Here is a 22,456-nt window from a genome sequence, read left to right as displayed (position 1 = left end):
GCAGGGAGCGCCCGGGCCTATTGCTTGTCCTGGCACAAAATATTAACTAGTATAGGTTAAGTAGTGCGCCTCAACATCTCTACTGAAGATAGTAGTTGACAGATAGTGGTAAATGGTCCAGGGTAAAACCTGATGGAAGATCTGCACTCAGTGGGGAAAAGGAACGTAGCCTTGACAGGTTGGTTCAGGTCCTGACGTTCCAGTTACGCTGACTGTCCTATCCCTTGCGCTTCCACACCTTCCTAGCGCGATCGATTCCTCAGTCTCCGCCTCTTCAACGCCAGAACGTCTGACGGTCCTAATGAGGGTGACCTCATGGACTGGTACTCGGGCGTCGGTCTGTTGCCGTGATGATAGGGGCGACCTCCCGATCATAGATCGGGATCGTCCTTTGTGGAGCGGCGCGGTAGCTGGTGGTGTGTTCAACGAAAGGGGTTCTTACCATGAGACTCTTTATGATGGCGATGACGGGCGTTCTATTCGTCGGAATGAGCGCACTTGCCCTGGCGAACCCGGCGATGCTGCCGAAGCATCCGGGGTATCCATCGGGCGGGGAGTATGCCAACGACACTGGGCAACAGAATTTGACCCATAGCCAGTCCATTCTAGAGGCTGCGAAGTCCGGGGATACGAAGGTGGTTCCGACGGTTATGGATCCCAATAATACCCGGTTGCTGGAGCATCAGGGCGCCGGGCGGCTGCCGATCGTCCAAGGACCAAATATCAAGATCGAGCCGCCAGTCAAAGAAGGCACACGGATGCCTAAGTAGGACGATGTCTCTGAGCGATAGCGCGCATCTGAATGCGGCGACCGCAATCGTCTGGGGCTCTGCGATTGCGTGTCCACATTTGAGGCCTCGTACAAGGAGATGGACGTCATGGATAAGAAGAGTGTGATTATTGCTGGTGTGGTGATTGCCATAGTGGGGGTTGTGGGCGGGATGGTCTGGAGCGCTGAGAAAGAGAAAGCCAAAGGGTCGGAGGCGAACCTGGAGATTGCTCTGGCCACATCCGCCAAGATCACCATTGACGAGGCGATGAAGACGGCCTTGGAGAATTTCCCCGGAAAGATCATCGAAGCGGAGTTGGAAACGAAGCAGGACAAGACCGTATGGGAGGTCGAAATTCTGACCGCCGAACAAGGAGTGATGGTGGTCCACGTCGATGCCGACTCAGGAGCAGTGATCTCGACTGAGGAGAAGTTGAAAGCGAAGCAGCCGGTTGGAGAGAAGAAGTCATAACTAGGCGCCGCACAGTGGTCAGGAGCTGGGGGTGAGAGGGGAGAAGATGAACTCCCGCACCTCCCAGAGTGGGGCCGGGTTGTCAGGAGGTGAGCATGCAAGGGAGATACGAGCTGATCGATATGGTCGCAGTTGTTGGATTGTGTGCCACGATTGCCGCCGGCGGGCTGTTGTTTATGGCAGCGAATGGCGCACTGGTCGTCACGCTTGCGGGACCTCCCGTGAGCGAACCATTGAGCGGCAGGGGCGATGGCATGCAATGGCTCCAGCCGACGCTGGGTCAGGCCATCGTGGAGCAGAATCTGCTTGATCTTCGGCATGCGACTGTTGCGCCGGCTGCGATGACACGGCTGACCGGGGTGAGCGGAGAGTATCGGCGCTGGCAGAACTCGCCGTACGGGTATCTTGATTCCATCAAGACGTCTGCGATGTGGGCAGAGGCCGGTCATGACACCAGAGTTCAGACGGTCATGGGCCGTGCGATCGTGCAGTTCACGCGGCGCGGGATTCTGGGCGGGCTTCTGTCGCTCGAGGATGCTGGTTCTACGTTCAACCGTCGGATGATTGCGGGAACGGAGGCGTTGGGGCAGCGGATGGATGACGAGTTTGTCGCCAATTGGCAGCCGAATCTTGGCCGAGCGATTGTTGCGGCCAGCCAGGAGAGCATGAAGGCCGTGGGCCTGAGGCAAGAACGGTTGGGCGGGGCGATCGTGCACCTAACCTATGTTCAATCCGTCTACGATACAGCCCATGCCGCGATGCAGGAGCAGCTCGGAGGCGCGATGGTTGTAGCGACCCGTGTGGAATCGCAGATGAGCGTGAGTGCGCGCGAGCCTTCTGCTCAGGATGCGATGGTGACAGCGGCTGCCCCACAGAGTTGGCCGGCCATTCCGATGACCGCCATCGTGGTGGCCTCGCTCATTCTGATGGGCCTGTTCTCTGCCGGGCTTCTTGTATTCCCCAGCCTTTCAGCGGGTGATCTGGATGAGCGGGATCGGATCAGACCAGCGGGACTGGTGTCGCATGAGGCGGTGTAACATTGCGTGAGTCACGGGCTGTTTTGAGAGGAGGGGTCATATGGTGATGATTATCGGATTTCTGACGATGGGCGCGCTGGTTTGGGTTCTTGTCTTCTGCCTGGCACGAGAGAGTGACGCGGACAAGCGGCGTATGAGCGAATTGGCGGAGCCGCTCTTTCCTTCGGCGAATGTACCGGGCCTGCATGCCGCGAGGCAGGCTGCATAGCGGCCTCCTTCACGGCCCCTCCGTGGGTAACACGCATGGTGCTCAAATATGGGTGCAGTGCCGGACATGCCCAAAACCACGACGGCTCAGGTATTGGAATCGATCTGGCGCAATCCCGCCCGTGACTGTGTGCAATGGGTGGCGTATTGTTCGGACTTCATGTGGAATCGGCTCTATTGTGGTTCGACTGGTTGAGCCGGTTAGGGCCGCTCCGCTTCATGCCGGCTGAAAACGGCCACTACTTGATACCGCATGTGCAGCAGCGGAGCGCGAAGTAACGGACATTGTCGTAGATCATTCCGCAGCCAGACCCATTCCCACCCTCTCGTCTTTCCCGGATCCGAAACACGGAAGTCCCCGCTGAGGTCATGGAATTGGCGAAGGGGGAGCGTGACAGCGGAAGACCGGATCATTAAGAAGACCTTAAGAAGACCTTGGTAATCAAAGTCGGGGGGGGCGGCGGTTCGGAGCGATGGAGATGGGGCGCCGAAGCCGTCAACGCAGCCTGGTCAGGCGACGCACGTGTCGCTCTTCCTTGCCTCGGTGGGGCAGAGGGGGCACGAGGATCACTGAAGCAGTGTCGATCGGGGGCCCGACCAGATCAGGTAGGGGGGCTTCTTCAATAGACTGTCTGCGTGGGGAAAATGCCGGAGGGCGTAGTCATAGGCATGCGCTTGCGCGCTCAGGCTGGTCGAGGCAGACAAATGGTTGGAGATGACCTCAAAGGAGGCGTGATCGTCTTCTCCGAGTATGGCGGTATAAAGCACGCACGAAAATTCTCTCTCTTTCGAGCACTGCGTGCTGATGACCAGGTGTGAACCGTCGGGGAATGTCATGAGGAGGTCAAGATTGGTGCGGCTCATCAGTGCTCCTGCGGTATTGATGGTTGTGGTTGCGAATTCTGAGCGACATGGGGGGTGACGTACAGCCGGAGTGAGTGGCCGGCGAATGCCGTGCCTTCCAGCGCGACGGCCGCGTTGCGGGCCTGTTCGCCGGAGCCCATTTCAACGAAGCCGTATCCCGCAGATTTGCCGCTGTACTTATGCCGGATGATGTAGGCGCGTGCGACCGCTCCGTATTCTCTGAATAGATCGCAAAGGTCATTGTCCGACACCGTTTCAGCAAGCCCCCCGACATATAGGACCCGTTTCCCCATGGGTGCTCCTTCGCTCTTCGGCAAGACAGGCCGGTCCGCTGCACTATCGTTGATCTCTGGGCTCAAAATAGGCATGCACCAGAACTCCACACACGCCGGTGACATAGACGACAGTAGCCGCGCCCAGCGGGTTATGGGTGAGCCATTGAAGGAGGTGGTGGAAAGCGAGCATGCGGCGCGGGACCTTTCTTCATTCCAGTTGGTGTGCGGGTTCAGCGAATGGGTCATTCAAGATCATCGGGCGAACGTGGCGCCAGAATCATCAGGCGAGTCTGCCCGGAAGATTCTCATTGCTGCAGAGGAAGGTGGAGCCCAGGCCTTGGGAATGCTCCTCATCCGGGGTGCGGGAGGAACCGAGACGGCCGATTGGTGTGACGTCATCCGGATGATTTGGCCTCTCGTCCGGATGACGCCATTCCTTCCGTCAAACAGTCGTCTTGCTTCCTATTCGGTCGCGTCGGTTGCGCCGCGACGGCTGGTTCGGTTAGCCGCTGAGGGGTGGTTCCGGCCCAACGACTTACTGTCCTGAGCTGTGGCGCGAGACCGCGTGTCAGGCCCAATTCCGAATCGGGCCATTGAGGACACTTCCAGTCTGATGGCCTCGATGGAAGGGGAGTTATCTACGAGATTGGGATCGGTCAGACCCAGGAGCTGCCATCGGATTTTAGGCTTATGGACGGACCGGTTCTTCTTCTTGGTTGTCTTGCCGCTTTTCCACACGGACGAAATCTTCATGGGGATGCTCCTTGTGCGGGGCCGTGAGACTTGCGCCAGGGTGATCCCTGGCCAAATGACGGAGGAACCGGATTCAATAGCGACGCGGAATGATCCCGTCTTGTTGAATGGCAATGTGGACCATCCAGCATGGCGGACGTAGGAGCAGCCAAACTACCGAGACTGTCGCGCAGAGACAGGGAGTGACAAAGAAGAGCGCGAAGGGAGGAACCTGCCTCGTACGACTTGAGACCCTATCATGCGCATGGAGTGGAGTCAAACCGCAGCCATGCAGGCCTATAGCTCTGCGGAGTTCGGAATGAGGCTTTAGGAGCCTGATGGGCGACGCGAGGAGGCGGCTCCGGAGTAGGAGGCGGTGCGGAGGCCTGAGGCGAGGCCCAAGAGAAAGAGGGTATAGATGAGCCACTTCGAGGGGTCGAAGTCGTACCAGCGGGGGCCATTGCGATAGTCGCTGGGATACATGTGGTGATAGTTGTGGTAGCCCTCGCCAAAGGTGATCAGCGAGACCAGCCAGCTATCCCGGCTGGAGTCCTTTGACCCATGCGGCTGGTTTCCCCACAGGTGGCAAATGGAATTGATGCAGAAGGTGGAGTTCAAGACGGCGAAGGTTCGTCCGACTCCCGCGAGTAAGAAACAGCCGATGCCACCGATGAGGCCGTTTGCAAGAAACCCGATCACGAAGGTCATAGCCAGCCCGGCCAGGACGATCAGGGCGTAGTGTTTGTGCTGCCACATGGCGACGGGGTCCTGCGCGACACGAGAGGCATATTGCGCATCGTCATAGTTTCGTTCCGCGAACAGCCAGCCGCAGTGGCTGTGCCAGAATCCGAGCTGGGCGTTATAGGGATCGCCCTCTTGGTCGCATTGGGCATGGTGGCGAAGATGATCGGCGGTCCATTTGATGGCGCTGTTTTGCAGCGCCCAGGCTCCGGCAATGAGGAGGGCGCCTTTGACCCAGTTCGGACACTCAAAGCTGCGGTGAGACATCAGCCGATGGTAGCCGACCGTGATGCCGAGGCCGCTGATCATGTACAAGACCCCGAAGAGGGTCCAGTCGAGCCAGGAATAGTCGTAGAAGTAAGCGTACGTCGGGATGGCCAGCAAGGCCCCGACAACAATGGACAGGAAGAGCACGACGGTCCAGCCGACGTGGTAGCGGCGGGCCAGTCGAACGGGGATTGTGGTCGTGGTCATCGTCATTCGTCCTGTGAGAATTTGACGGTTACGATAGCATAGATGTCCAGGGATGGCGAATTTTCCAGGGGGCAAGAGGTTGAGCCGGGAGCCTGTTGATGTTGACCCAAATGGGCAGGAGGTTGACGGGTGAGGTCGCATGCTGTATGTTGAGGACACATTGGTTTCGCAGTAGTCCGGCGAGGCAATGTTCACACCATAACGGACTTCGCGATCGCATCGCGACCAGGTCCAGTTTGGAGTTGCACCCTTCCCGGTTGTTTCTCCCCTCGGTTCTCTGATCCCGTCATAATGCGATCAAACTGAAAGGATAGTGTAGTGGATACGTCTGTTCACGAGAATTTTCATGCCCTGGGCCTGTCCGAGGTGCTCTTAGCTGACCTCACAAAGGCCGGGTATACTTCGCCAACCCCCATTCAAACCCAGGCCATTCCTCCTGCCATAGCCGGTCGGGATGTCATCGGCTGCGCGCAAACCGGAACGGGAAAGACGGCCGCGTTCGTCATTCCGATCATCGAGCGATTGGCGGTCTTGCCGAAAGGCCAGCCGCAAGCGTTGATTTTGGCGCCGACGCGCGAACTTGCGCTGCAGATTCTTGCCACAATCGAGAAACTCGGACAGGGCCGCCGCATCTCTGCCACCGCAATCATGGGCGGAGCCGATATGCAGGCGCAGGTGCGGGGGCTCCGGCAGAGGCCGGATATCATCGTCGCCACACCGGGTCGGTTGCTTGACCATATGTGGAATGGCACGATCAATTTGGCGCCGATCAAGATCCTCGTGCTGGACGAAGCGGATCGGATGCTGGATATGGGCTTTGCTCCACAGATCAATCAGATCCTCGATGCGCTTCCGGAAGAACGACAGACATTGTTGTTCTCCGCAACGCTTCCGGCGGATCTCACCCGCCTCGTGCAGGCGAGCGTGAATAATCCGGTGCGTGTCATGGTGACGCCGTCGGCGACGACGGCCGATGGCGTGACGCAGGCCTTGCATCATACGACGCATGACGGGAAAGCCGATCTGCTGGTCTCGCTGCTCGGACAGGAACAGGACACCGTCCTGGTATTCACGCGCACAAAACATCGGGCCGACAAGCTGGGGCGCGTGTTGGGCCGCGAGGGGCACAAGGTGGCGGTGTTGCATGGCGATCGGAGCCTGTCTCAGCGCCGTGCCGCGCTGGACGGATTCAAGCGTGGGTCCTTTCGCGTGCTGGTGGCGACCGACATTGCGGCCAGAGGCATCGATGTGGCCAACATCGGTCACGTGATCAATTTCGATTTGCCGAACTCTCCCGAGGACTATGTGCACCGTATCGGTCGCACGGCCCGCATGAAGACGACGGGTCGGGCAACGAGCTTCGTGACGTCTGAAGATTCTCTCCAATTGCGGGCGATCGAGCAGCTGTTGGGGCACGCGGTTCCGCTTGCGCCGGGCAGCGCCAGTCCGACGTTTGATTCGAGGGGGCCGCAGCGCTCGGCACGTCCGGCGCAGGGGCGGCCGACCGGCCAGCGTGATCGCCGCTACGCAGGGCATGGCGCGCCGCGCGCCGCACAGCCCGTTCAGCGCACTCCCGGCAATTAGCGAGGGGTTTTACGATGGATCGCTCGCTCATTCAATTACTTTTAGAAGGGGAAGTTATGCCTGAGACGCAAAGCCCATCAGCCACCACCGGAACGTCATGGATCAGGATCCCGGACGGCACCAAAGTGCGGTTGCGGACGGACAATCAGGAAGGAGTCGTTGACGGGCTTACCGAAATCGTCACCGGCCCGGGCCGAAACCCTGATGGGCGAACGCAGTACCGGATCAACCTGGGCGACCAAGCGCGCACGCTGGTCGTCGAGGACGATCTGCTGGTGTTGGTCGATGCGGAGGGAATGGTCTTGATGCTCAAGCAGAAAGTGGAATTTCGCCGCTTCATCACGCAACGGCTGCGGGGGGCGTTTGCGGCGGATCGATTTGTGCGTCCTGCGTAATCACGCCTGAGGAGGGGGCCGATGATCTCGGTCCCCCCGTCGGCGTGCGGCTAAAAGAGGGGCGCTTGGGGCCCCCACCGGAGTCCTGCCAAATCTGGGTCTTCTCCTTCGGGCGTCGTCCCGCGCACATCTTTCTCATTCTTGCGTATGGCGCGTTTTTCTTCCTTTTCTTTCCGCTTGGCCTGAATCGATTTTTCCCGATCCCGCTTGGCCATGGTGGTTTTTCCTGGACGTGCGATGGTGACCTCCTTGGTAATCTCGTGAATGTCGGCAGGGTGCCGTCTATCCTGAATCCCTGTCGTGTCGCGTTCGGTCTTCCGTGCCGGCTCCGACGTAGGAGGCATGCGTTGTTCGGCATTGTGCCAAAGGCGCCCGCATGGTTACGCCGGTCCTGTGAAACAACGCCCGGAGGACCTGAGGCGTGGGCGAGAGGGATGTTCCCGTTGTGTGGATGCGACTTCACAGTACCATGAAGGGCCGGTTCAGTCAAAGCTGAGTTGCGGCGATGGGAGCGTTTGGCGCCGATGAGATGGCATCCAGAGGGGTATAAGGTACAGGTGTGTGCTAGGAGGGGCGCGTCGCTTCCGAAAGATGACGCGGCAGTTCGTCCGCTCGGGCGTGAATCTTAAATGCGACCCGCCGGCTCTTGCCGCGATCCATGGCTGTGGGCGCACCATAGAGCAGGTGCTGCTTTCTGCCTCCGCTGGCGGACGTCATACGTTGGAAGGAGGCGGCGGCTTGCGGGGTGTCATGCTCACTGATGTCGAGACGCTTCACCATCACCCGAAACGATCATTCCTGGCTCGGCCGCAAATTGACGGCATCCTGGCCCAGGTCGTCGGTACGTCCTTCAAACATCTCGGAATCAACATGGTTGCAGAGCGAACCGCACAGGACGGTCGCGTAACGGGGCATCATCTCCTGAAGAAAACGATCGGCGCTGTCAGGGAAAACGGTCTGGCGTCCGCCGTCGCGGGAAGGCTAACGCCGTTCCCACGTCGGGGATTTGTCACCGGGGGGAGCCGTCTCTGGATTCGAGGAATGATTATTTGATGGCCACCGCCTTGACTTCCTTGAAGGTGGTATGTCCCTGAAGAACTTTCTGAATGCCGTCTTGCATCAGCGTCGTCATGCCTTCTTCAAGTGCGGTTCTCAGCATGTCCTCGGTGCGTGCCTTTTCTTGGATCATGCGTTTGATCTTCTCCGAACCGAGCAGCAGCTCATGTAGGGCGACCCGTCCCTTGAAGCCGGACCGGTTGCAGGTCTCGCAGCCTTTCCCACGGGTCAGCCGGAAGGTATTGTCCTGTTTGATGCCGAGCTTGTCCCAATATTCAGGTCCGTAGCCTTGCCTGAGTTCCTCATACTCCACCGGGCTGCCCACATATTGTTCCTTGCAATCTTTGCACACCCGACGGGCCAACCGTTGGGCGAGCACGCCGAGCATGGCGTCGGAAAAGCTGAAGGGATCGCAGCCCATGTCCAGGAGTCGGGTCACCGTTTCCACGGCGCTGTTAGTGTGCAAGGTGCTGAGCACTAAGTGGCCGGTGAGGGAGGCCTCGATTCCGGTATCGGCCGTTTCTTTGTCTCGCATTTCTCCGACCATGATCACGTCCGGGTCGGCGCGGAGGAAGGCGCGCATCGCATTGGCGAAGGTAAAGCCGATCTTCGGCTGGACCTGGACCTGGCGCAGTCCATATTGCGTGATTTCGACGGGGTCCTCAGCGGTCCAGATCTTAATGTCCGGCGTATTGATATTGCCGAGCACGGAGTGCAGCGTGGTTGTTTTTCCTGACCCGGTAGGTCCGACGCAGAGAATAATCCCGTACGGTTTTTCAGAGATCTCCTTGATGCCCTTGAGATTTCGATCCGAGAAACCCATCTTGTCGAGCGGCAGGGGCTCGCTGGCGGCCAGGATACGCATGACCACGTCTTCGTTGTAGCCCGCGGTGGGAATCGTCGCCACGCGGAGCTCGATTTCCTTGGTGTCGTTGAGCTTGAATTTAATCTTGCCGTCCTGCGGCTTGCGCCGCTCGGCGATATCCAGGCTGGCCATGATTTTGAGGCGTGAGACGATGGCGCGCCGGTAGCTCTGTGGAATCTTCATGTATTCGAAGCAGTCGCCGTCGACCCGGAAGCGGACCAGTGTTTCGCGTTTTTCTCCGTACGGTTCGATATGAATATCCGAGGCGTTCTGGCGATAGGCATCGGCGATGATCTGGTTGGCGAGACGGACGATCGCGCTGTCATTTTCGTCGAGCCCGCCGCCCGATGCGGCCTCTTCCATCGCTTCGGCCTGGGCTTCGGTCACGAGTTCGCCGAGAATGTCGGAGACATTTTCGTCGAGCTTTCGCCCTCCCCCTGCGTCGCTCTGGCCTGTGGCGCTGGCGAGGAATTGGGCGATGTCGCGGCGCAGACTGACGGCAAAGCGGATATTGAGTCCGGGGAACGTACGCTTGATGTCCTGGACACGGTCAAGGTCCCCCGGGTCATCGGTCAAAATCTCGATCGCCGTGCGATCCCGCTTGAGCGGCATCCAGTGGTTCTTTTTCAGATAATCAACATTCAGATTCTTGAGCAGCTCAATGTCGACGAGGGTCCGCTCGCTGTATTCGATATAGGGGCATTTGAAGAATTGGGCCAGCGATTTCCCCAGGTCGAGTTTGGGGACCTTGTATTTCTCAATCAGAATGCTTTCCAGATCGCTCATCCCTTTGCGGGACTCCGCAAGCGCATTTTCAAGATCATTTTGCGTGATGCGGTTATTCGTGACCAGGAGGTCAAACTTGGTCGGATTCTTTTTCGAGACTCTTCTGAGGTTGAAAAACGCGATGCCCAGAGCTTTGGCGATTTCGGCGACCGACTCTTCATCTTTTCTGGTGAAGCGGCTGCCGCTTTTCTTGTTCAGGAGTTGGAGCACGCCCATCAGGTATTTGTTGTCGGCGACGATCGGGTAGGTCAGGACCTGCTTGGTTTTGAAGCCGGTGCTTTTGTCATAGGAGGTGTCGTGGAGCAGGGCCGGGTGAATGCTCTGGAGCTCGGCCATATTGTACGCATCGGCGATGTTGACCGGGCGGAGATATTTGGCGCAGAAGCCGGCAAGGCTTTGTTCAGAGATGGGAATGCGGACTTCTTGGACGCCATCGAGGTGGAGGACTTTGGAGAAAATTTCTTTTTTTTCTGAGTCGAAGGCGAACAGCGTCAAGTCTTCGGCATCGAATAGCCCGAGGATGTCTTTATGGAGATCGAGGAGAATCTGGTCGAGGTCGGTGGCGGCGTTGATCTGAATGGTGATCCGCTTCACATGCTCGGCGTATTCCGCTTTTGGCTGAAGCTCTTGGAGATTTGTGGGCATCGGCTTGGCCTGCATCCTGGCTGTCCTTCTTAGCTCAGAGTCGTGAGGTAAACGGCTGCGCGGCTTGCTTCATGAGTACCCGGCTGGTCAAGAGATCGTGGCGTGTTGCTCAACGAATGTCAGTCTAGCCCAATGGACTGGGAAGGCAAGGAAAAGACAAGTTTCCTCGATGAGGAATGGAGCGGAAGGAGAAGGGGGCTGTAGACGCGATGCGAGATTAGCGCTGCGACTCAGTGGCCTGAACTGTTGCGCGGAGATGCTGCAAGAGTTCAGCCGGAGCGATACGTGTTTTGACCCCGGATCGGCGGACTTTGACTTCCACGACGCCCTCCGCCAGTCCTTTGTCGCCGACCACAACCTGGAACGGTGCGCCGATCAGGTCCGCATCGTTGAACTTGACGCCGGCGCGATCGTCCCGATCGTCCCAGAGCACCTCAAATCCGCCCGCCACGAGGTCCGTATAGATCGCGGCGGTGGCCGCGGCGGTCTTTTCAGATTGGCTGACGGGAATCAGATGCACATGGAACGGGGCGATGGGGAAGGGCCAGATGATGCCGCGTTCGTCGTGGTTCTGCTCGATGGAGGCGGCCGCGGACCGGCTGACGCCGATGCCGTAGCAGCCCATGATGGCCAGACATTCTTTACCCTGCGGATCCAGGAAGGTGGCATTCATGGCCTTGCTGTATTTCGTGCCGAGCATGAACACATGGCCCACCTCAATGCCTTTGGTGGTTTTCAGGGTGCCGTCCCGTCGAGGAGACGGATCGCCGGCCTGCGCGTTGCGAAGGTCGAGGACCTGGTCGGCCTTGAAGTCACGCTCCCAGTTGGCATCGACGTAGTGTGTGTCGGGCTGGTTGGCGCCGACAACCACGTTGCGCAACGCGGGAACGGCATGGTCGGCGAAAATTGGAATGCCCTTCAGCCCCACAGGACCGGCAAACCCGACGGGAGCCCCGGTGACTTTTTCAACGGTTGCCGGACCGGCGAGTTCGATTTCCGTCACGCCCAACACCTTTTTGAGCTTGATCTCATTGACGGCATGGTCGCCTCGCACCAGCACAGCCACGGTTTCTTTACCGGTCGTGTATATCAAGGTCTTGACGAGACGGTTCGCCGGCACTTTGAGAAAGGCCATGACTTCTTCAATGCTGCGGCAATTCGGCGTAGAAACGGATTGCAGGGGCTTGGGCGCTTCCTGTTCGGTCTGAGCGGGTGGCAGGACTTCGGCCCGTTCGACGTTGGCGGCAAACGTGCCCTGGTCGCTATACACGATCGTTTCCTCGCCGGTATCCGCCAGGACCATGAACTCGTGCGATGAGGTGCCGCCGATGAGCCCGGTGTCTGCTTCCACGGCTCTGAATGTCAGGCCGCAACGGGTAAAGATCCGGTGGTAGGCATCGTACATTTTCTGATAGTTCAGACGGGCGCCGGCCTCATCGCGGTCGAAACTGTAGGCATCCTTCATGAGGAATTCGCGCCCGCGCATCAGGCCGAACCGCGGACGGATCTCGTCCCGGAACTTCGTTTGGATCTGATAAAAGTTCAGCGGCAGCTGCCGGTAGGATTTCACTTCCCGGCGGAAGAGGTCCGTGATGACTTCCTCGTGCGTGGGGCCCAGGCAGAAATCCCGCTCGTGCCGGTCTTTGAAGCGCAGCAGTTCTTTCCCGTAGAAATCCCAACGGCCCGTTTCACGCCACAGTTCGGCGGGGGAGGCCATGGGCATGAGCACTTCCTGTGCGCCGGCGCTGTTCATCTCCTCGCGGATAATCTGTTCGACCTTGCGGAGCACCCGGAGGCCGAGGGGGAGATACGTGTAAATGCCGGCGGCGACTTTCCGGATCATTCCGGCGCGCAACATCAGCTTGTGGCTGACAGTTTCAGCCTCACCGGGATCTTCCCGTAACGTGGGGATCAGGAGCTGGGATGTTTTCATGGATGTTTAGCGAAGGAAGATACGTTCGATGTCGTTCCAAAAAGCGAAAATCATGACGCCGACCAGCAAGACCAACCCGACTTGTTGCGCGATTTCCCGCTGCCGGTCGCCGAGCGGTTTCCGCAGAATGCCCTCAATGAGGAAAAAGAGCAAGTGCCCCCCGTCTAAAATCGGGATAGGGAGCAAATTAAGCACCCCGAGATTGATGCTGAGAATGGCGATGAGGAAGACGACGCTGGAGGCGCCTTGTGAGGCGGCTTCCCCGGAGATGTTTGCGATCGTCAGCGGCCCGCCGATGTTTTTGCTGGAAATATCGCCCACGACCATTTTATAGAGCCCGACCGCCGTCAATTCCGTCCAACCCCACGTGGCATCGAGTCCCTGGTAGACAGCCTGAAGCGGATTATCCGCATGCATCAGAGAGCGGCCGGGGCCGGAAATGCCGATCTTCCCCACTTCGACGGATTGACCGTTGACCGTGGCTTTTTCAGCCGACGGGGTCACGCTGAGATGGACGCGTTGCCCGTTGCGCAGGATATCCACCTGCAAGGCTTTCGCGGGGTTGTCCCGCACAATAGTCGTCATTTGGAGCCAGGTGTAGATTGGCTGCCCTTCAATCGCGACCACGCGATCTCCGGCCAGAAAACCGGCTGTGGCAGCGGGCAATCCGTGCATCACCGACGTGACCAGCGGAGGAGTTTCCTCGACGCCGATGGTATAGGCGGTCTCTTCCGCGTCGGAGGGTTGTCCCTGCACCGGCACCGGCGCGACGGTCAGAGCTTTCACCTGACTATCACGTTTGACTTCAAGGGTGATGGGCTGTCCCTTGCTGTGCGCGACCGCGTCCAGCAACTCGGTTCGGGTCGAAATGTCCTTTCCGTTCACTTTCGTGATCCGATCGCCGATCTCCATGCCCGCCGATGCAGCCGGTGAGCCGGGAACGAGCGCTTCGATATCGGGGCTGAGGTCGCGGAAGGTGGGGACGAACAAGGGCGATCCCGTTGAGAGCCAGCCGGCGAAAATGAGATAGGCCAGGATGAAGTTGAACCCCGGGCCGGCGGCGACAATCAACACTTTGCCCCATAATCCCTGGTGGGCAAACGAGCGGCGCCGGTCTTCCTGAGTCGTCGCCTCGGTTTCATCTTCCCCGAAGAGTTTCACGTATCCCCCCAAGGGGATGGCGGAGAGCAGATATTCGGTTTCTCCGACCTGCCGGCCGAAGAGTTTCGGGCCGAACCCCAGGGAGAACTTCAAGACCTTCACCCCGACCCAGCGGGCGGCCAGGAAGTGTCCCAGTTCGTGGAAGGCGACGAGGACGCCGAGCACGACGAGAAACCACCAGGCTTTCTGCATCAAAATCCAGAGCGTATCGGGCGACCAGGTGAAAGCAGACAGCATAATATTCAGCGCTCAGTGTGAAAGGTTCAGGTTCTTAATCTAACATCCATCATCCAAAAGTCAAAATGACCCGTCAACGCGGCAAGGCGTGGACCAACGACCCGGCTTTTTCTCTCGCCCACCGGTCCGCGTCGAGCGCGTCTTCCAAGGACTCGATTTCTTTGGGCGAATGCGCGTCCATGGTCTGTCGAATGACCTCGGCGATTTCGAGAAACCGGATGCCCTTTTGGAGGAAGGCGTCGACCGCGATTTCGTTGGCGGCGTTCATCGCCGCCGGCATGGTTCCCCCGATCCGCAGGGATTCATAGCCGAGCTGGAGACAGGGGAAGCGTTCGTGATCGGGCTTGCAGAACGTCAATTTCCCCACCTCGGTCAGGTCCAACGAGGGCAGATCCAGAGGCAGTCGTTCCGGATAGCGCATGGCATAGGAAATGGGCGTGCGCATGTCCGGCAGTCCGAGTTGGGCGATCATGGAGCGATCTTCATATTCCACCAGGGAGTGGATGATGCTTTCCCGATGGACCAGCACCTCGATGCGGGATTCCGGAATATCAAACAGCCAGCGGGCTTCGACGACTTCGAGCCCTTTGTTCATGAGCGTCGCGGAATCGATCGTAATCTTGGAGCCCATCTTCCAGTTGGGATGTTGCAGCGCCCGTTCGGGGGTGACATCGCGCAGTTGCTCTTGTGTCAATGTCCACAGCGCCCCGCCGGACGCGGTGAGGATCAAGCGGCGGACATCTTGAAGCCGATGGCCCTCCAGCGATTGAAAAATGGCGCTGTGTTCGCTGTCGACCGGGAAGATTTTGACGCCGTGCTTGTGGGCTTCCTCCTGCATGAGCTTGCCCGCCATGACCATGGGCTCTTTATTCGCGAGCGCGATGTGCTTGCCGGTTCGAATCGCAGCGAGGGTCGGGACCAGCCCCGCTGCCCCGACGATGGCGGAAATTAGCATCTCGGCTTCCGGCAATGACGCCACCTCCACGATGCCCTTTTCACCGGAGAGGATTTCGACGGGGAGGCCGGCACAGCGTTGCCGCAGTCTGGCCGCCGCCTCTTCTTGGGAGACGGCGACGACTCGTGGTGTGAAGGTCCGGATCTGTTCTTCGAGTTTGTCGATATTATTGCCGGCGGTGAGGCCCGCGACGCGGAACTCCCCCGGAAACCGCTGAACGATGTCCAGGGTATTGGTGCCGATGGAACCGGTGGAGCCCAAGATGATGATGGTTTTCATATCGTCTCCTGCCTAGGGCAGCGGTGAGAGGCCGCGGACCAGCGTGACATAGTAGTAGAAGGTGGGGGCGGTGAACAAGAGACTATCCAGGCGATCGAGCATGCCGCCATGACCGGGAAGAATGCCGCCGGAATCCTTGACGCCGACGCTGCGCTTGATGGCCGATTCACAGAGGTCGCCGAGGAGGCCGGTTCCCGTCATGAGAAGGCCGAGGATCAGCGCATCTGCGACAGTCAATTGCGGGACCAACGAGAATTGTGCGAGCAGGGCGATGAGGAACGAGAGTGCGAGCCCTCCCAGCAATCCCTCCACGGACTTCTTGGGGCTGATCGAGGGGGCCAGCGGATGACGTCCCCACAACGTGCCTGCATAATAGGCGCCGATATCGCCGGCCCAGGTCACGAGGGCGATGAACACAATCAGCCATTCTCCTCCGGGCAATGCGCGTGTCGAGACCAGCGTGCTCAGGGTAAGCCCCAGATATAGTGAGCCGAACATGGCGACCGCCGTGTCTCGAAACCGCGATTCGAGTGGGTTCGAGGAAAAGAGCATGGCCAGCAGGGCGAGCAGAATGCCCGGCAGGACAATCGCGGCAACGGGAACCGTGCCGTGGGGGCTGGCAATAAGCAAGCCGGTCAGTGCGACGGCGATGCCGAGCAAGGCCTGATTACGCCGGTCGCCGAAACACATGCGGGTCAATTCGAGAAGAGCCAATACCCCGCCGCTGACGGCCAGTGCCGTGACGCCCAAGGCAGGCAGGTAGCGGATGATGCCGTAGACAATCGGGATGCCGACGAGGGCCGTGTAGACTCGTCGCACGTCAAATCGTTTTGGTGTGGCGGGAGCGGAAGGGACCGGTGTCGGCCGATCGGCAGGGGCCTCTACGGTTCCGAGGTTGCCCACGGGAGTTATGACGACACCGTGCTCAACACCCGGCCGAACCGGCGTTCACGCCGCTGGTATTCGATCAGCGCGAGCAGAAATTCGCGCCGGCGGAAGTCGGGCCAGGGTGTGGCGGTGAAATAGAGTTCCGTATAGGCGAGTTGCCAGAGCAGAAAATTGCTGATGCGCGTTTCGCCGCTCGTTCTGATCAGCAGATCCGGATCGGGGAGCGGGTGGGTATACAGATACCGTTGCACAAGGGATTCATTGAGGTGATCCGGCCGGATTTTCCCGCTCTGGGCGTCTGAGATAATGCCTCGAACGGCATCGACGATTTCAGCGCGGCCTCCATAGCTGAGCGCCACGGTCAGGTGCATCTTGTCCAAATGCGCCGTTTCTTGTTCTGTGGTGCGGACCCAGTGCCGGGCCGACTCCGGAAGCGCGTCGAGCCGTCCGATGGCGCGGAAGCGGATGCGTTGCTCGATCAGGCTCGCCCGTTCGGTGGACAGGTAATGTTCCAGCAAGCCCATCAGGGCCGAGATTTCCTGCATGGGCCGGTTCCAGTTTTCCTGGGAGAAGGCATAGATCGTGAGGTATTGGATGCCCAGCTCGAGGCAGAGGGTGATCATCTCACGGACAGAATTGATACCCTCGCGGTGGCCGGCGATGCGGGGGAGCCCCTGCAGCTCTGCCCAGCGGCCGTTTCCATCCATGATAACCGCGACATGCTTCGGGAGGAGCTCGGGCTCCAGTTTGGCGGTCAAATCAGGCTCGGAAAGCTGTTCCAGACCGGGGGATGAGGATGTCTGTTGCATGGGAAACGAGCCGGTGTCCTTTTCTTGTACAAACCCAATGGCAGGCAAGCAAAGTCTACTGGCAGGGGTATGCAATGTCAAACCATATTTAGTAAAAGCCCTATGTCTGTCAATGGTTAAGATGCTTTGCATTGCGGCTGCGGAAATGAATCGGCTATACTTCGCACTCGTTCAGAATTCCCGGCATATCCGGCACACCGGCATACATAAAGGAATCGATCGATGTCCGACTCCGTTCAGCTGGCCAGATTCGGCATGACAGATCTGGAAGTCCGTCATGCCCTCGACCGCTTGAATGTCCGCGATGTCGATTATGCCGATCTCTACTTTGAGTCGCGGGTGTCGGAATCCGTCTCCATGGAAGAAGGCATCGTCAAGCGGGCGGCCAAGAGCATCTCTCAGGGTGTCGGCGTGCGGGCGACAGCCGGAGAAAAGACGGGTTTTGCCTATTCCGATGAACTGACCAGGAAAGATTTGGAAATCGCCGCTGATACGGCACGGTATATTGCGAACTCTCCCAAAGGGGATCGGGGTCTGCCGGTCCCGGTGCAACGGCGGCCCACACGGGATCTGTATCCGATTGAGCGGGCCAAAGCGGAAGTGGCGACGGCAGACCGGGTGGCGCTGCTTAATGCCATTGATGCCGAGGCGCGCCGCTACGATCCGCGCATCAAGAACGTCCTGGCCTCCTTCAATACCGAATATAAGGTGGTCGTCGTCGCGACGTCGGACGGCACGCTCATCGGCGATGTCCAACCGCTCTCCCGTCTTCAAGTCACCTGTATTGCCGAAGAGAATGGCAATCGGCAGGTGGGGTCGTTCGGCGGGGGCGGGCGGGTCGGCTTCGAGTTCTATCGCGATGAGAACCGCTATGTGGAATACGCGAGGGAGGCGGCACGCGAGGCGATCCTCAATTTATCGGCGGTGGATGCCCCGGCCGGCGTCATGCCGGTGGTGCTTGGCGGGGGATGGCCTGGCATTTTGCTGCATGAGGCCATCGGCCACGGTCTCGAGTCCGACTTCAATCGCAAGAAGACCTCCGCGTTTTCCAGCCTGATCGGCAAGCGCGTGGCGTCGGATGTCTGCACGATTGTGGATGACGGCACATTGCCGTTCCGACGAGGCTCGTTGAATATGGATGACGAAGGCACGCCGACAGGGCGGACGGTGTTGATCGAGAAGGGCATTCTTCGCGGCTATATCACGGATAAGCTCAATGCGCGCCTGATGGGCATTCCGTTGACCGGCAACGGCCGGCGCGAAAGTTATCAAAGCGTCGTGCTTCCCCGCATGACCAATACCTTCATGCTCGCCGGCGAGTCGGATCCGGATGAGATCCTCAAGTCCGTCAAGCGCGGGCTCTATGCAGTGTCGTTCGGCGGCGGCCAGGTGGATATCACGAACGGCAAGTTTGTGTTCTCCGCGAGCGAAGCCTATCTCATTGAAGACGGCAAGATTACCAAACCCGTCAAAGGGGCCACGCTAATCGGCAACGGCCCGGAGATTCTGACGAAAGTCTCCATGGTCGGGCATGATCTCCAGCTCGACAACGGAATCGGCACCTGCGGCAAGGACGGACAGTCCGTGCCCGTGGGCGTCGGACTGCCTACCCTCAAAATCGACGAGATTACCGTCGGCGGGACGCAACGCTGAGATGAGTGATCTTCTCCCACAGACGAACGGGTACGCGCAGCTCGCCGCCGATGTCCTGGCTCGCGCCAAACAGTGCGGCGCAACAGAAGCGGATATCGTGGTTGCCGATGGAGAAACCTTCTCCGTCCAAGTGCGGGTTGGTGTTGTTGATCGCTTGAGCAAGGCCCGGGAGAAGCGCCTGGGGTTGCGGGTCTTCGTGGGCAAACGCTCGGCTTGTACGTCGACCTCTGATTTTTCGACGGAGTCGTTGCACCGGCTGGTCGATGAAACCTGTACCCTGGCCAAAGCGGTGGTGCCGGACGAGGTCTCCGGCCTGCCGGATGCGGCGCAAATGGCCACCCAGTGGCCCGATCTCGATCTCTACGACAGCACGAAACTCGATCCCGATCTCCAGATCGAGTTGGCCAAACGGGCCGAGGCCGCCGCGATGACGGCGGATCCGCGGATCACGAATTCAGAAGGCGCCGATTTCGACTCCTCTTCCGGCCGGTTGGTCCTGGGGAACAGTCATGGGTTCATCGGAGAGTATCGCAGTTCCAGTTTCTCGCTGGCGGTGTCGCCGATCGCGACGGACCCGGAGAGCGGGGGCATGCAGCGGGATTCCTGGTATGAAGTCCAACGCAAGTTCACGAAGCTCTCATCGCCAGAATCCATCGGCCAGGAAGCCGCCCGTCGCGCGTTGCGCCGCTTGGGTGCCCGCAAAGTGGCGACGAAGCGCGTCCCGGTCATTTTCGACCAGGAAACGGCCGGCAGCATGCTTGGGAATCTCTGCAGCGCCGTCTCCGGCTACGGTCTCTATAAGCGTGCCTCGTTTCTACTCGACCAGCTGGGCAACCGCATCGCGTCCGATCTGATCACCGTCTACGACGATGGGCGGATGGAAGGAGGGCTCGGTTCCCGTCCCTTCGATGGCGAAGGCCTGGCGACCCGGAAGAATACGATCGTGGAACGCGGAGTGCTGAAGAGCTATCTGCTCGATACCTATTCGGGAAAAAAGCTGGGATTGGCTTCGACGGGAAATGCTTCGCGGAGCGTGGGGGAAAGCCCGTCGGTCGGGCCGACGAATTTTTATCTGGTCCCCGGATCGAAGAGCGCGCAGGAGATCATCGCGTCCGTGAAAGACGGACTCTATGTCACTGAGTTGATCGGCTTCGGCATCAACATGGTGACGGGTGATTACTCCCGCGGGGCCTGCGGGTTCTGGATCGAAAACGGTGAGTTGGCCTACCCGGTCGAAGAGATTACGATCGCCGGCAATTTGAAAGAGATGTTCAAGGACATTGAGATGGTCGGGAACGATCTGGTCTTTCGCGGGCGGGTTGCGAGTCCGACCCTCAAATTGGCCGAGCTGATGGTGGCAGGGAATTAGCGGAGGAGGACACGCCTATGCGACGAGTGTTAAGCGCCCTGATCTGTGCCGTGTTCGTCATTCCCGCTGCGAGCTTTGCGGGAGGATTCCAGCTAGCCAGCCCGACGATCAAGAATAAGTCGACGATTGGAAACGAACACGTGTTCAACGGATTCGGCTGCACGGGGGGCAATGTCTCGCCGGAGCTCCGATGGTCGAATGTGCCGAAGGATACGAAGAGTTTTGCGGTGACCGTGTACGATCCCGATGCGCCGACCGGCAGCGGATGGTGGCATTGGCTGATCTTCAACATCCCTTCAAGCGTGACTTCGTTGCCGGCTGGCGCAGGAACGCCGGACGGCTCCGGGGCTCCGCAAGGCAGCATCCAGAGCATGACCGATTTCGGGCAGCCTGGTTTCGGAGGACCCTGTCCGCCGCAGGGGGACAAACCGCATCGCTACATTTTTACGGTGTTCGCGTTGAAGGTGGATCAGTTGCCGTTGAAGCCAGAGGCCTCTGGTGCGATGGTCGGATACTTTTTGAACCAAAATGCCCTCGCGAAAGCCTCGTTCACCGGGATGTACGGACGTAAGTAAGCCCAATCCGAGGAATAAGGAACAGACCATGCCGCTTGATGCCGAACTAGGAAAGAAAATGCTCCAGTTGATCACGTCGCGCTACGACGACCGGCATTGGCGCAAGAAGATCGAGAAGACGCTGAGCCTGCCACAATCCGGTGTCAGCGATCCCACGCAGCAGCAGATCTTCATGTATTTAAAGATTGAGTTGAAGGCCTACAAGTCCCGTCGGGCCGATCCGGATTCCTGGATCATCGGCGGCTATGCGACGAAAGAAGTCATCGACAGGGCGAAATTCCAGCCCCACCTGGTTGGTCCTGAGGTGAAAAAGGACGACGTTGCCTTTCTGGGCGCCGATCCAGGCGATGAGGTGACCGAAGGCTGGTGGGACGAGATGCTGGTCCAATGGTTCGATGTGCCGGAAGAAGAACAGCCGGTCGAAGGCGAAGAAACGAGTGTCGAATCAGAGGCGGCGGCCGTCGAAGAAAAGTCCTCGAAAGCCTAGCAGGATGCTGAAATAGTCGCCGCTCGTCGTTGTGAGCGGATTGAGGGAAAGTCAGAACAGGCTGGTCTGTTCCGGTTGGGGCGAGTCGATTTGCAGGGTGGGGCCTGTCGCGGGTTTGCCTGGCTCTGGGGCAGCCGCTTTGGTGTTCGTGTCGAGAAACTCCTTCAGCTTCTTGAAGTCTGCCTTCAACGTGTCCAGCAACCCGCCCTGGTGAAGCGCCGCCGCCGGATGGAGGAGCGGGAAGAGGACGAAGTCTTTCAGATAGAAGGCCTGCGCCTTTACTTTTGTAATCCCCACTTTTCGTTCCAGCAGCGTCTGCGTGGCCCAATTCCCCAGCGTACAGACCAGCTTCGGTCTGATGAGCTGAATCTGCTGCAGCAGGAACGGCTTGCAGGTCTCAACTTCATCCGGTTCCGGATCGCGGTTGTTGGGTGGCCGGCATTTGATGACGTTGGCGATGTAGATTTGATCGCGCGACAAGTTCGCCGACTGCAACAGATCGTTTAAGAGCTTTCCCGCCGCGCCGACAAACGGCTCGCCTTTCTGATCCTCGTTGAATCCCGGCGCTTCGCCCACGAACATGATCCTCGCATGCGGATTTCCCACGCCGAACACGACCTGGCTGCGGCCCAGCTTGGCCAGTTTGCAGCGCTGGCAGTCATGAAGGGACTTCGCAAGTTCTTGGAGCGGCGTCGTGGTCATGATCCGGTCGGAGTGAACGAGTGTGGCGGTATCTTAGAAAGGCGACGTGAGGTTGTCAATGCGGCGGCAAGCCGGGGTGTGAGAGGTGCCGATAGACGATATGTCAGAGTAGCAGAGAGCTGAGCGGGTTGACCGGTAGTGGGCCATCAAGAGCGCCGGCACTTCTATGCTATTCGACGCGGTAGCCCTTCGCCGCCAGGCAGGTATCCCGCATGGCATTGATGGTCGAGAGGCCGTGCAGTGCGCGGGCATGGTCGGCTGGACTTTGCGGGCCCGGGCCGAAGGGAAACGGCGAGCTCCGGCTGTAGAACTGTTCTTGGTTGGCCAGCCTGGCTTTGTACTCACACTCCATATAATCCCGTTCCACTTCTGCTTGGCTGTGGCCTGCAGGACGGACATTACGTGCGGAAGGACCGGGCGTGCAGCCGATCAACCCGAGAATTAGTCCCCCGAGTATCACGTTCCTCTGTTGGCGCGTCCACATATTGTTACCCCTACCATTAGGA

Annotated in this window: 24 protein-coding genes; 10 read left to right on the top strand and 14 right to left on the bottom strand. The window is 59.1% G+C overall.

The features are described 5' to 3' along the window. The first annotated feature begins 443 nt into the window (after positions 1 to 443). The 4 genes from ACO9S2_RS00415 to ACO9S2_RS00400 all read left to right on the top strand — a co-directional run bounded on the left by ACO9S2_RS00415 (position 444) and on the right by ACO9S2_RS00400 (position 2,486). Positions 444 to 770, top strand: a complete 327-nt coding sequence (locus ACO9S2_RS00415) for a hypothetical protein (RefSeq protein WP_423719783.1) — start codon at positions 444 to 446, stop codon at positions 768 to 770. 108 nt (positions 771 to 878) lie between these two features. Further along, positions 879 to 1,241 (top strand): PepSY domain-containing protein, encoded by a 363-nt coding sequence (locus ACO9S2_RS00410; RefSeq protein ID WP_423719782.1) that lies wholly within the window; start codon positions 879 to 881, stop codon positions 1,239 to 1,241. Positions 1,242 to 1,336: 95 nt separating this feature from the next. Further along, a complete protein-coding gene (locus ACO9S2_RS00405) occupies positions 1,337 to 2,278 on the top strand; it encodes a hypothetical protein (protein WP_423719781.1) in 942 nt (313 codons plus the stop codon). A 40-nt stretch (positions 2,279 to 2,318) separates the two neighbouring features. Continuing rightward, entirely contained in the window at positions 2,319 to 2,486 is a 168-nt protein-coding gene (locus tag ACO9S2_RS00400) for a hypothetical protein (protein WP_423719780.1), read from the top strand. Between the two features lie 566 nt (positions 2,487 to 3,052). Here ACO9S2_RS00400 and ACO9S2_RS00395 read toward each other — a convergent pair. The 4 genes from ACO9S2_RS00395 to ACO9S2_RS00380 form a co-directional block, all read right to left on the bottom strand. Beyond that, on the bottom strand, positions 3,053 to 3,349 hold the full coding sequence (locus ACO9S2_RS00395; RefSeq protein WP_423719779.1) for a hypothetical protein: 297 nt from the start codon (positions 3,347 to 3,349) through the stop codon (positions 3,053 to 3,055). Next, positions 3,349 to 3,717 carry an RNA recognition motif domain-containing protein gene (locus ACO9S2_RS00390; protein WP_423719778.1) on the bottom strand — a complete coding sequence of 123 codons (369 nt, stop codon included), beginning with the start codon at positions 3,715 to 3,717 and terminating at the stop codon, positions 3,349 to 3,351. The genes ACO9S2_RS00395 and ACO9S2_RS00390 overlap by 1 nt, the downstream gene beginning before the upstream one ends. 369 nt (positions 3,718 to 4,086) lie before the next feature. Further along, a complete protein-coding gene (locus ACO9S2_RS00385; RefSeq protein ID WP_423719777.1) occupies positions 4,087 to 4,377 on the bottom strand; it encodes a hypothetical protein in 291 nt (96 codons plus the stop codon). A 306-nt stretch (positions 4,378 to 4,683) separates the two neighbouring features. Next, entirely contained in the window at positions 4,684 to 5,571 is an 888-nt protein-coding gene (locus tag ACO9S2_RS00380; RefSeq protein WP_423719776.1) for an acyl-CoA desaturase, read from the bottom strand. A 318-nt stretch (positions 5,572 to 5,889) separates the two neighbouring features. Between ACO9S2_RS00380 and ACO9S2_RS00375 the strand changes: the two genes are divergently transcribed. Both ACO9S2_RS00375 and ACO9S2_RS00370 read left to right on the top strand, forming a co-directional pair. Next, a complete protein-coding gene (locus ACO9S2_RS00375) occupies positions 5,890 to 7,155 on the top strand; it encodes a DEAD/DEAH box helicase (RefSeq protein ID WP_423719775.1) in 1,266 nt (421 codons plus the stop codon). A 56-nt stretch (positions 7,156 to 7,211) separates the two neighbouring features. Beyond that, positions 7,212 to 7,550 (top strand): hypothetical protein, encoded by a 339-nt coding sequence (locus ACO9S2_RS00370; RefSeq protein WP_423719774.1) that lies wholly within the window; start codon positions 7,212 to 7,214, stop codon positions 7,548 to 7,550. Between the two features lie 50 nt (positions 7,551 to 7,600). Here the strand turns inward: ACO9S2_RS00370 and ACO9S2_RS00365 are convergent, their stop codons facing one another. From ACO9S2_RS00365 to ACO9S2_RS00330, 8 genes are all read right to left on the bottom strand, one after another. Then, a complete protein-coding gene (locus tag ACO9S2_RS00365; RefSeq protein WP_423719773.1) occupies positions 7,601 to 7,894 on the bottom strand; it encodes a hypothetical protein in 294 nt (97 codons plus the stop codon). Positions 7,895 to 8,114: 220 nt separating this feature from the next. Continuing rightward, positions 8,115 to 8,330, bottom strand: coding sequence for a hypothetical protein (locus ACO9S2_RS00360; RefSeq protein WP_423719772.1), 216 nt, complete (start codon positions 8,328 to 8,330; stop codon positions 8,115 to 8,117). A 265-nt stretch (positions 8,331 to 8,595) separates the two neighbouring features. After that, positions 8,596 to 10,902, bottom strand: a complete 2,307-nt coding sequence (locus tag ACO9S2_RS00355) for an ATPase, T2SS/T4P/T4SS family (protein WP_423719771.1) — start codon at positions 10,900 to 10,902, stop codon at positions 8,596 to 8,598. 217 nt (positions 10,903 to 11,119) lie between these two features. Next, positions 11,120 to 12,835 (bottom strand): proline--tRNA ligase, encoded by a 1,716-nt coding sequence (locus ACO9S2_RS00350; protein WP_423719770.1) that lies wholly within the window; start codon positions 12,833 to 12,835, stop codon positions 11,120 to 11,122. Between the two features lie 6 nt (positions 12,836 to 12,841). Beyond that, complete coding sequence (gene rseP / locus ACO9S2_RS00345) at positions 12,842 to 14,233, bottom strand: RIP metalloprotease RseP (protein ID WP_423719769.1); 1,392 nt, start codon at positions 14,231 to 14,233, stop codon at positions 12,842 to 12,844. 73 nt (positions 14,234 to 14,306) lie between these two features. Further along, positions 14,307 to 15,467: a 1-deoxy-D-xylulose-5-phosphate reductoisomerase gene (locus ACO9S2_RS00340; RefSeq protein WP_423719768.1), complete on the bottom strand. Its 1,161-nt coding sequence runs from the start codon at positions 15,465 to 15,467 to the stop codon at positions 14,307 to 14,309. A gap of 12 nt (positions 15,468 to 15,479) precedes the next feature. Continuing rightward, on the bottom strand, positions 15,480 to 16,286 hold the full coding sequence (locus tag ACO9S2_RS00335; protein WP_423719767.1) for a phosphatidate cytidylyltransferase: 807 nt from the start codon (positions 16,284 to 16,286) through the stop codon (positions 15,480 to 15,482). An 89-nt stretch (positions 16,287 to 16,375) separates the two neighbouring features. Then, complete coding sequence (locus ACO9S2_RS00330; RefSeq protein WP_423719766.1) at positions 16,376 to 17,164, bottom strand: isoprenyl transferase; 789 nt, start codon at positions 17,162 to 17,164, stop codon at positions 16,376 to 16,378. A gap of 222 nt (positions 17,165 to 17,386) precedes the next feature. Here ACO9S2_RS00330 and tldD point away from each other — a divergent pair, with 222 nt between their 5' ends. From tldD to ACO9S2_RS00310, 4 genes are read left to right on the top strand one after another with little or no spacing between them, the layout of a single operon-like run. Further along, positions 17,387 to 18,817, top strand: a complete 1,431-nt coding sequence (tldD, locus tag ACO9S2_RS00325) for a metalloprotease TldD (RefSeq protein ID WP_423719765.1) — start codon at positions 17,387 to 17,389, stop codon at positions 18,815 to 18,817. A 1-nt stretch (position 18,818) separates the two neighbouring features. Next, entirely contained in the window at positions 18,819 to 20,186 is a 1,368-nt protein-coding gene (locus ACO9S2_RS00320; RefSeq protein WP_423719764.1) for a TldD/PmbA family protein, read from the top strand. A gap of 17 nt (positions 20,187 to 20,203) precedes the next feature. After that, entirely contained in the window at positions 20,204 to 20,761 is a 558-nt protein-coding gene (locus tag ACO9S2_RS00315) for a YbhB/YbcL family Raf kinase inhibitor-like protein (protein ID WP_423719763.1), read from the top strand. Positions 20,762 to 20,789: 28 nt separating this feature from the next. Further along, the gene (locus ACO9S2_RS00310) at positions 20,790 to 21,248 is read left to right on the top strand and encodes a hypothetical protein (protein ID WP_423719762.1); all 459 of its coding nucleotides are present in this window, start codon (positions 20,790 to 20,792) and stop codon (positions 21,246 to 21,248) included. 51 nt (positions 21,249 to 21,299) lie between these two features. Here ACO9S2_RS00310 and ACO9S2_RS00305 read toward each other — a convergent pair whose 3' ends face one another. Both ACO9S2_RS00305 and ACO9S2_RS00300 read right to left on the bottom strand, forming a co-directional pair. Further along, positions 21,300 to 21,950: a uracil-DNA glycosylase gene (locus tag ACO9S2_RS00305; protein ID WP_423719761.1), complete on the bottom strand. Its 651-nt coding sequence runs from the start codon at positions 21,948 to 21,950 to the stop codon at positions 21,300 to 21,302. A gap of 169 nt (positions 21,951 to 22,119) precedes the next feature. Next, entirely contained in the window at positions 22,120 to 22,434 is a 315-nt protein-coding gene (locus ACO9S2_RS00300; RefSeq protein ID WP_423719760.1) for a hypothetical protein, read from the bottom strand. Positions 22,435 to 22,456 lie beyond the last annotated feature (22 nt).

It is taken from the genome of Nitrospira sp. NS4 (assembly GCF_049546785.1).
Taxonomy (GTDB): domain Bacteria; phylum Nitrospirota; class Nitrospiria; order Nitrospirales; family Nitrospiraceae; genus Nitrospira_D.
The sequence above is the reverse complement of the archived record's forward strand: the minus strand, read 5'-3'. Positions and strand labels throughout refer to the sequence as shown.

Coding starts and splice junctions, on each gene's coding strand:
- ACO9S2_RS00365 (WP_423719773.1), bottom strand. CDS start 7,894: ATGCCTCCTACGTCGGAGCCGGCACGGAAGACCGAACGCGACACGACA.
- ACO9S2_RS00370 (WP_423719774.1), top strand. CDS start 7,212: ATGCCTGAGACGCAAAGCCCATCAGCCACCACCGGAACGTCATGGATC.
- ACO9S2_RS00405 (WP_423719781.1), top strand. CDS start 1,337: ATGCAAGGGAGATACGAGCTGATCGATATGGTCGCAGTTGTTGGATTG.
- ACO9S2_RS00395 (WP_423719779.1), bottom strand. CDS start 3,349: ATGAGCCGCACCAATCTTGACCTCCTCATGACATTCCCCGACGGTTCA.
- ACO9S2_RS00350 (WP_423719770.1), bottom strand. CDS start 12,835: ATGAAAACATCCCAGCTCCTGATCCCCACGTTACGGGAAGATCCCGGT.
- ACO9S2_RS00360 (WP_423719772.1), bottom strand. CDS start 8,330: ATGGTGAAGCGTCTCGACATCAGTGAGCATGACACCCCGCAAGCCGCC.
- ACO9S2_RS00410 (WP_423719782.1), top strand. CDS start 879: ATGGATAAGAAGAGTGTGATTATTGCTGGTGTGGTGATTGCCATAGTG.
- ACO9S2_RS00305 (WP_423719761.1), bottom strand. CDS start 21,950: ATGACCACGACGCCGCTCCAAGAACTTGCGAAGTCCCTTCATGACTGC.
- ACO9S2_RS00340 (WP_423719768.1), bottom strand. CDS start 15,467: ATGAAAACCATCATCATCTTGGGCTCCACCGGTTCCATCGGCACCAAT.
- ACO9S2_RS00330 (WP_423719766.1), bottom strand. CDS start 17,164: ATGCAACAGACATCCTCATCCCCCGGTCTGGAACAGCTTTCCGAGCCT.
- ACO9S2_RS00310 (WP_423719762.1), top strand. CDS start 20,790: ATGCCGCTTGATGCCGAACTAGGAAAGAAAATGCTCCAGTTGATCACG.
- ACO9S2_RS00380 (WP_423719776.1), bottom strand. CDS start 5,571: ATGACCACGACCACAATCCCCGTTCGACTGGCCCGCCGCTACCACGTC.
- ACO9S2_RS00300 (WP_423719760.1), bottom strand. CDS start 22,434: ATGTGGACGCGCCAACAGAGGAACGTGATACTCGGGGGACTAATTCTC.
- ACO9S2_RS00355 (WP_423719771.1), bottom strand. CDS start 10,902: ATGCCCACAAATCTCCAAGAGCTTCAGCCAAAAGCGGAATACGCCGAG.
- ACO9S2_RS00390 (WP_423719778.1), bottom strand. CDS start 3,717: ATGCCTATTTTGAGCCCAGAGATCAACGATAGTGCAGCGGACCGGCCT.
- ACO9S2_RS00415 (WP_423719783.1), top strand. CDS start 444: ATGAGACTCTTTATGATGGCGATGACGGGCGTTCTATTCGTCGGAATG.
- ACO9S2_RS00385 (WP_423719777.1), bottom strand. CDS start 4,377: ATGAAGATTTCGTCCGTGTGGAAAAGCGGCAAGACAACCAAGAAGAAG.
- rseP (WP_423719769.1), bottom strand. CDS start 14,233: ATGCTGTCTGCTTTCACCTGGTCGCCCGATACGCTCTGGATTTTGATG.
- tldD (WP_423719765.1), top strand. CDS start 17,387: ATGTCCGACTCCGTTCAGCTGGCCAGATTCGGCATGACAGATCTGGAA.
- ACO9S2_RS00400 (WP_423719780.1), top strand. CDS start 2,319: ATGGTGATGATTATCGGATTTCTGACGATGGGCGCGCTGGTTTGGGTT.
- ACO9S2_RS00320 (WP_423719764.1), top strand. CDS start 18,819: ATGAGTGATCTTCTCCCACAGACGAACGGGTACGCGCAGCTCGCCGCC.
- ACO9S2_RS00315 (WP_423719763.1), top strand. CDS start 20,204: ATGCGACGAGTGTTAAGCGCCCTGATCTGTGCCGTGTTCGTCATTCCC.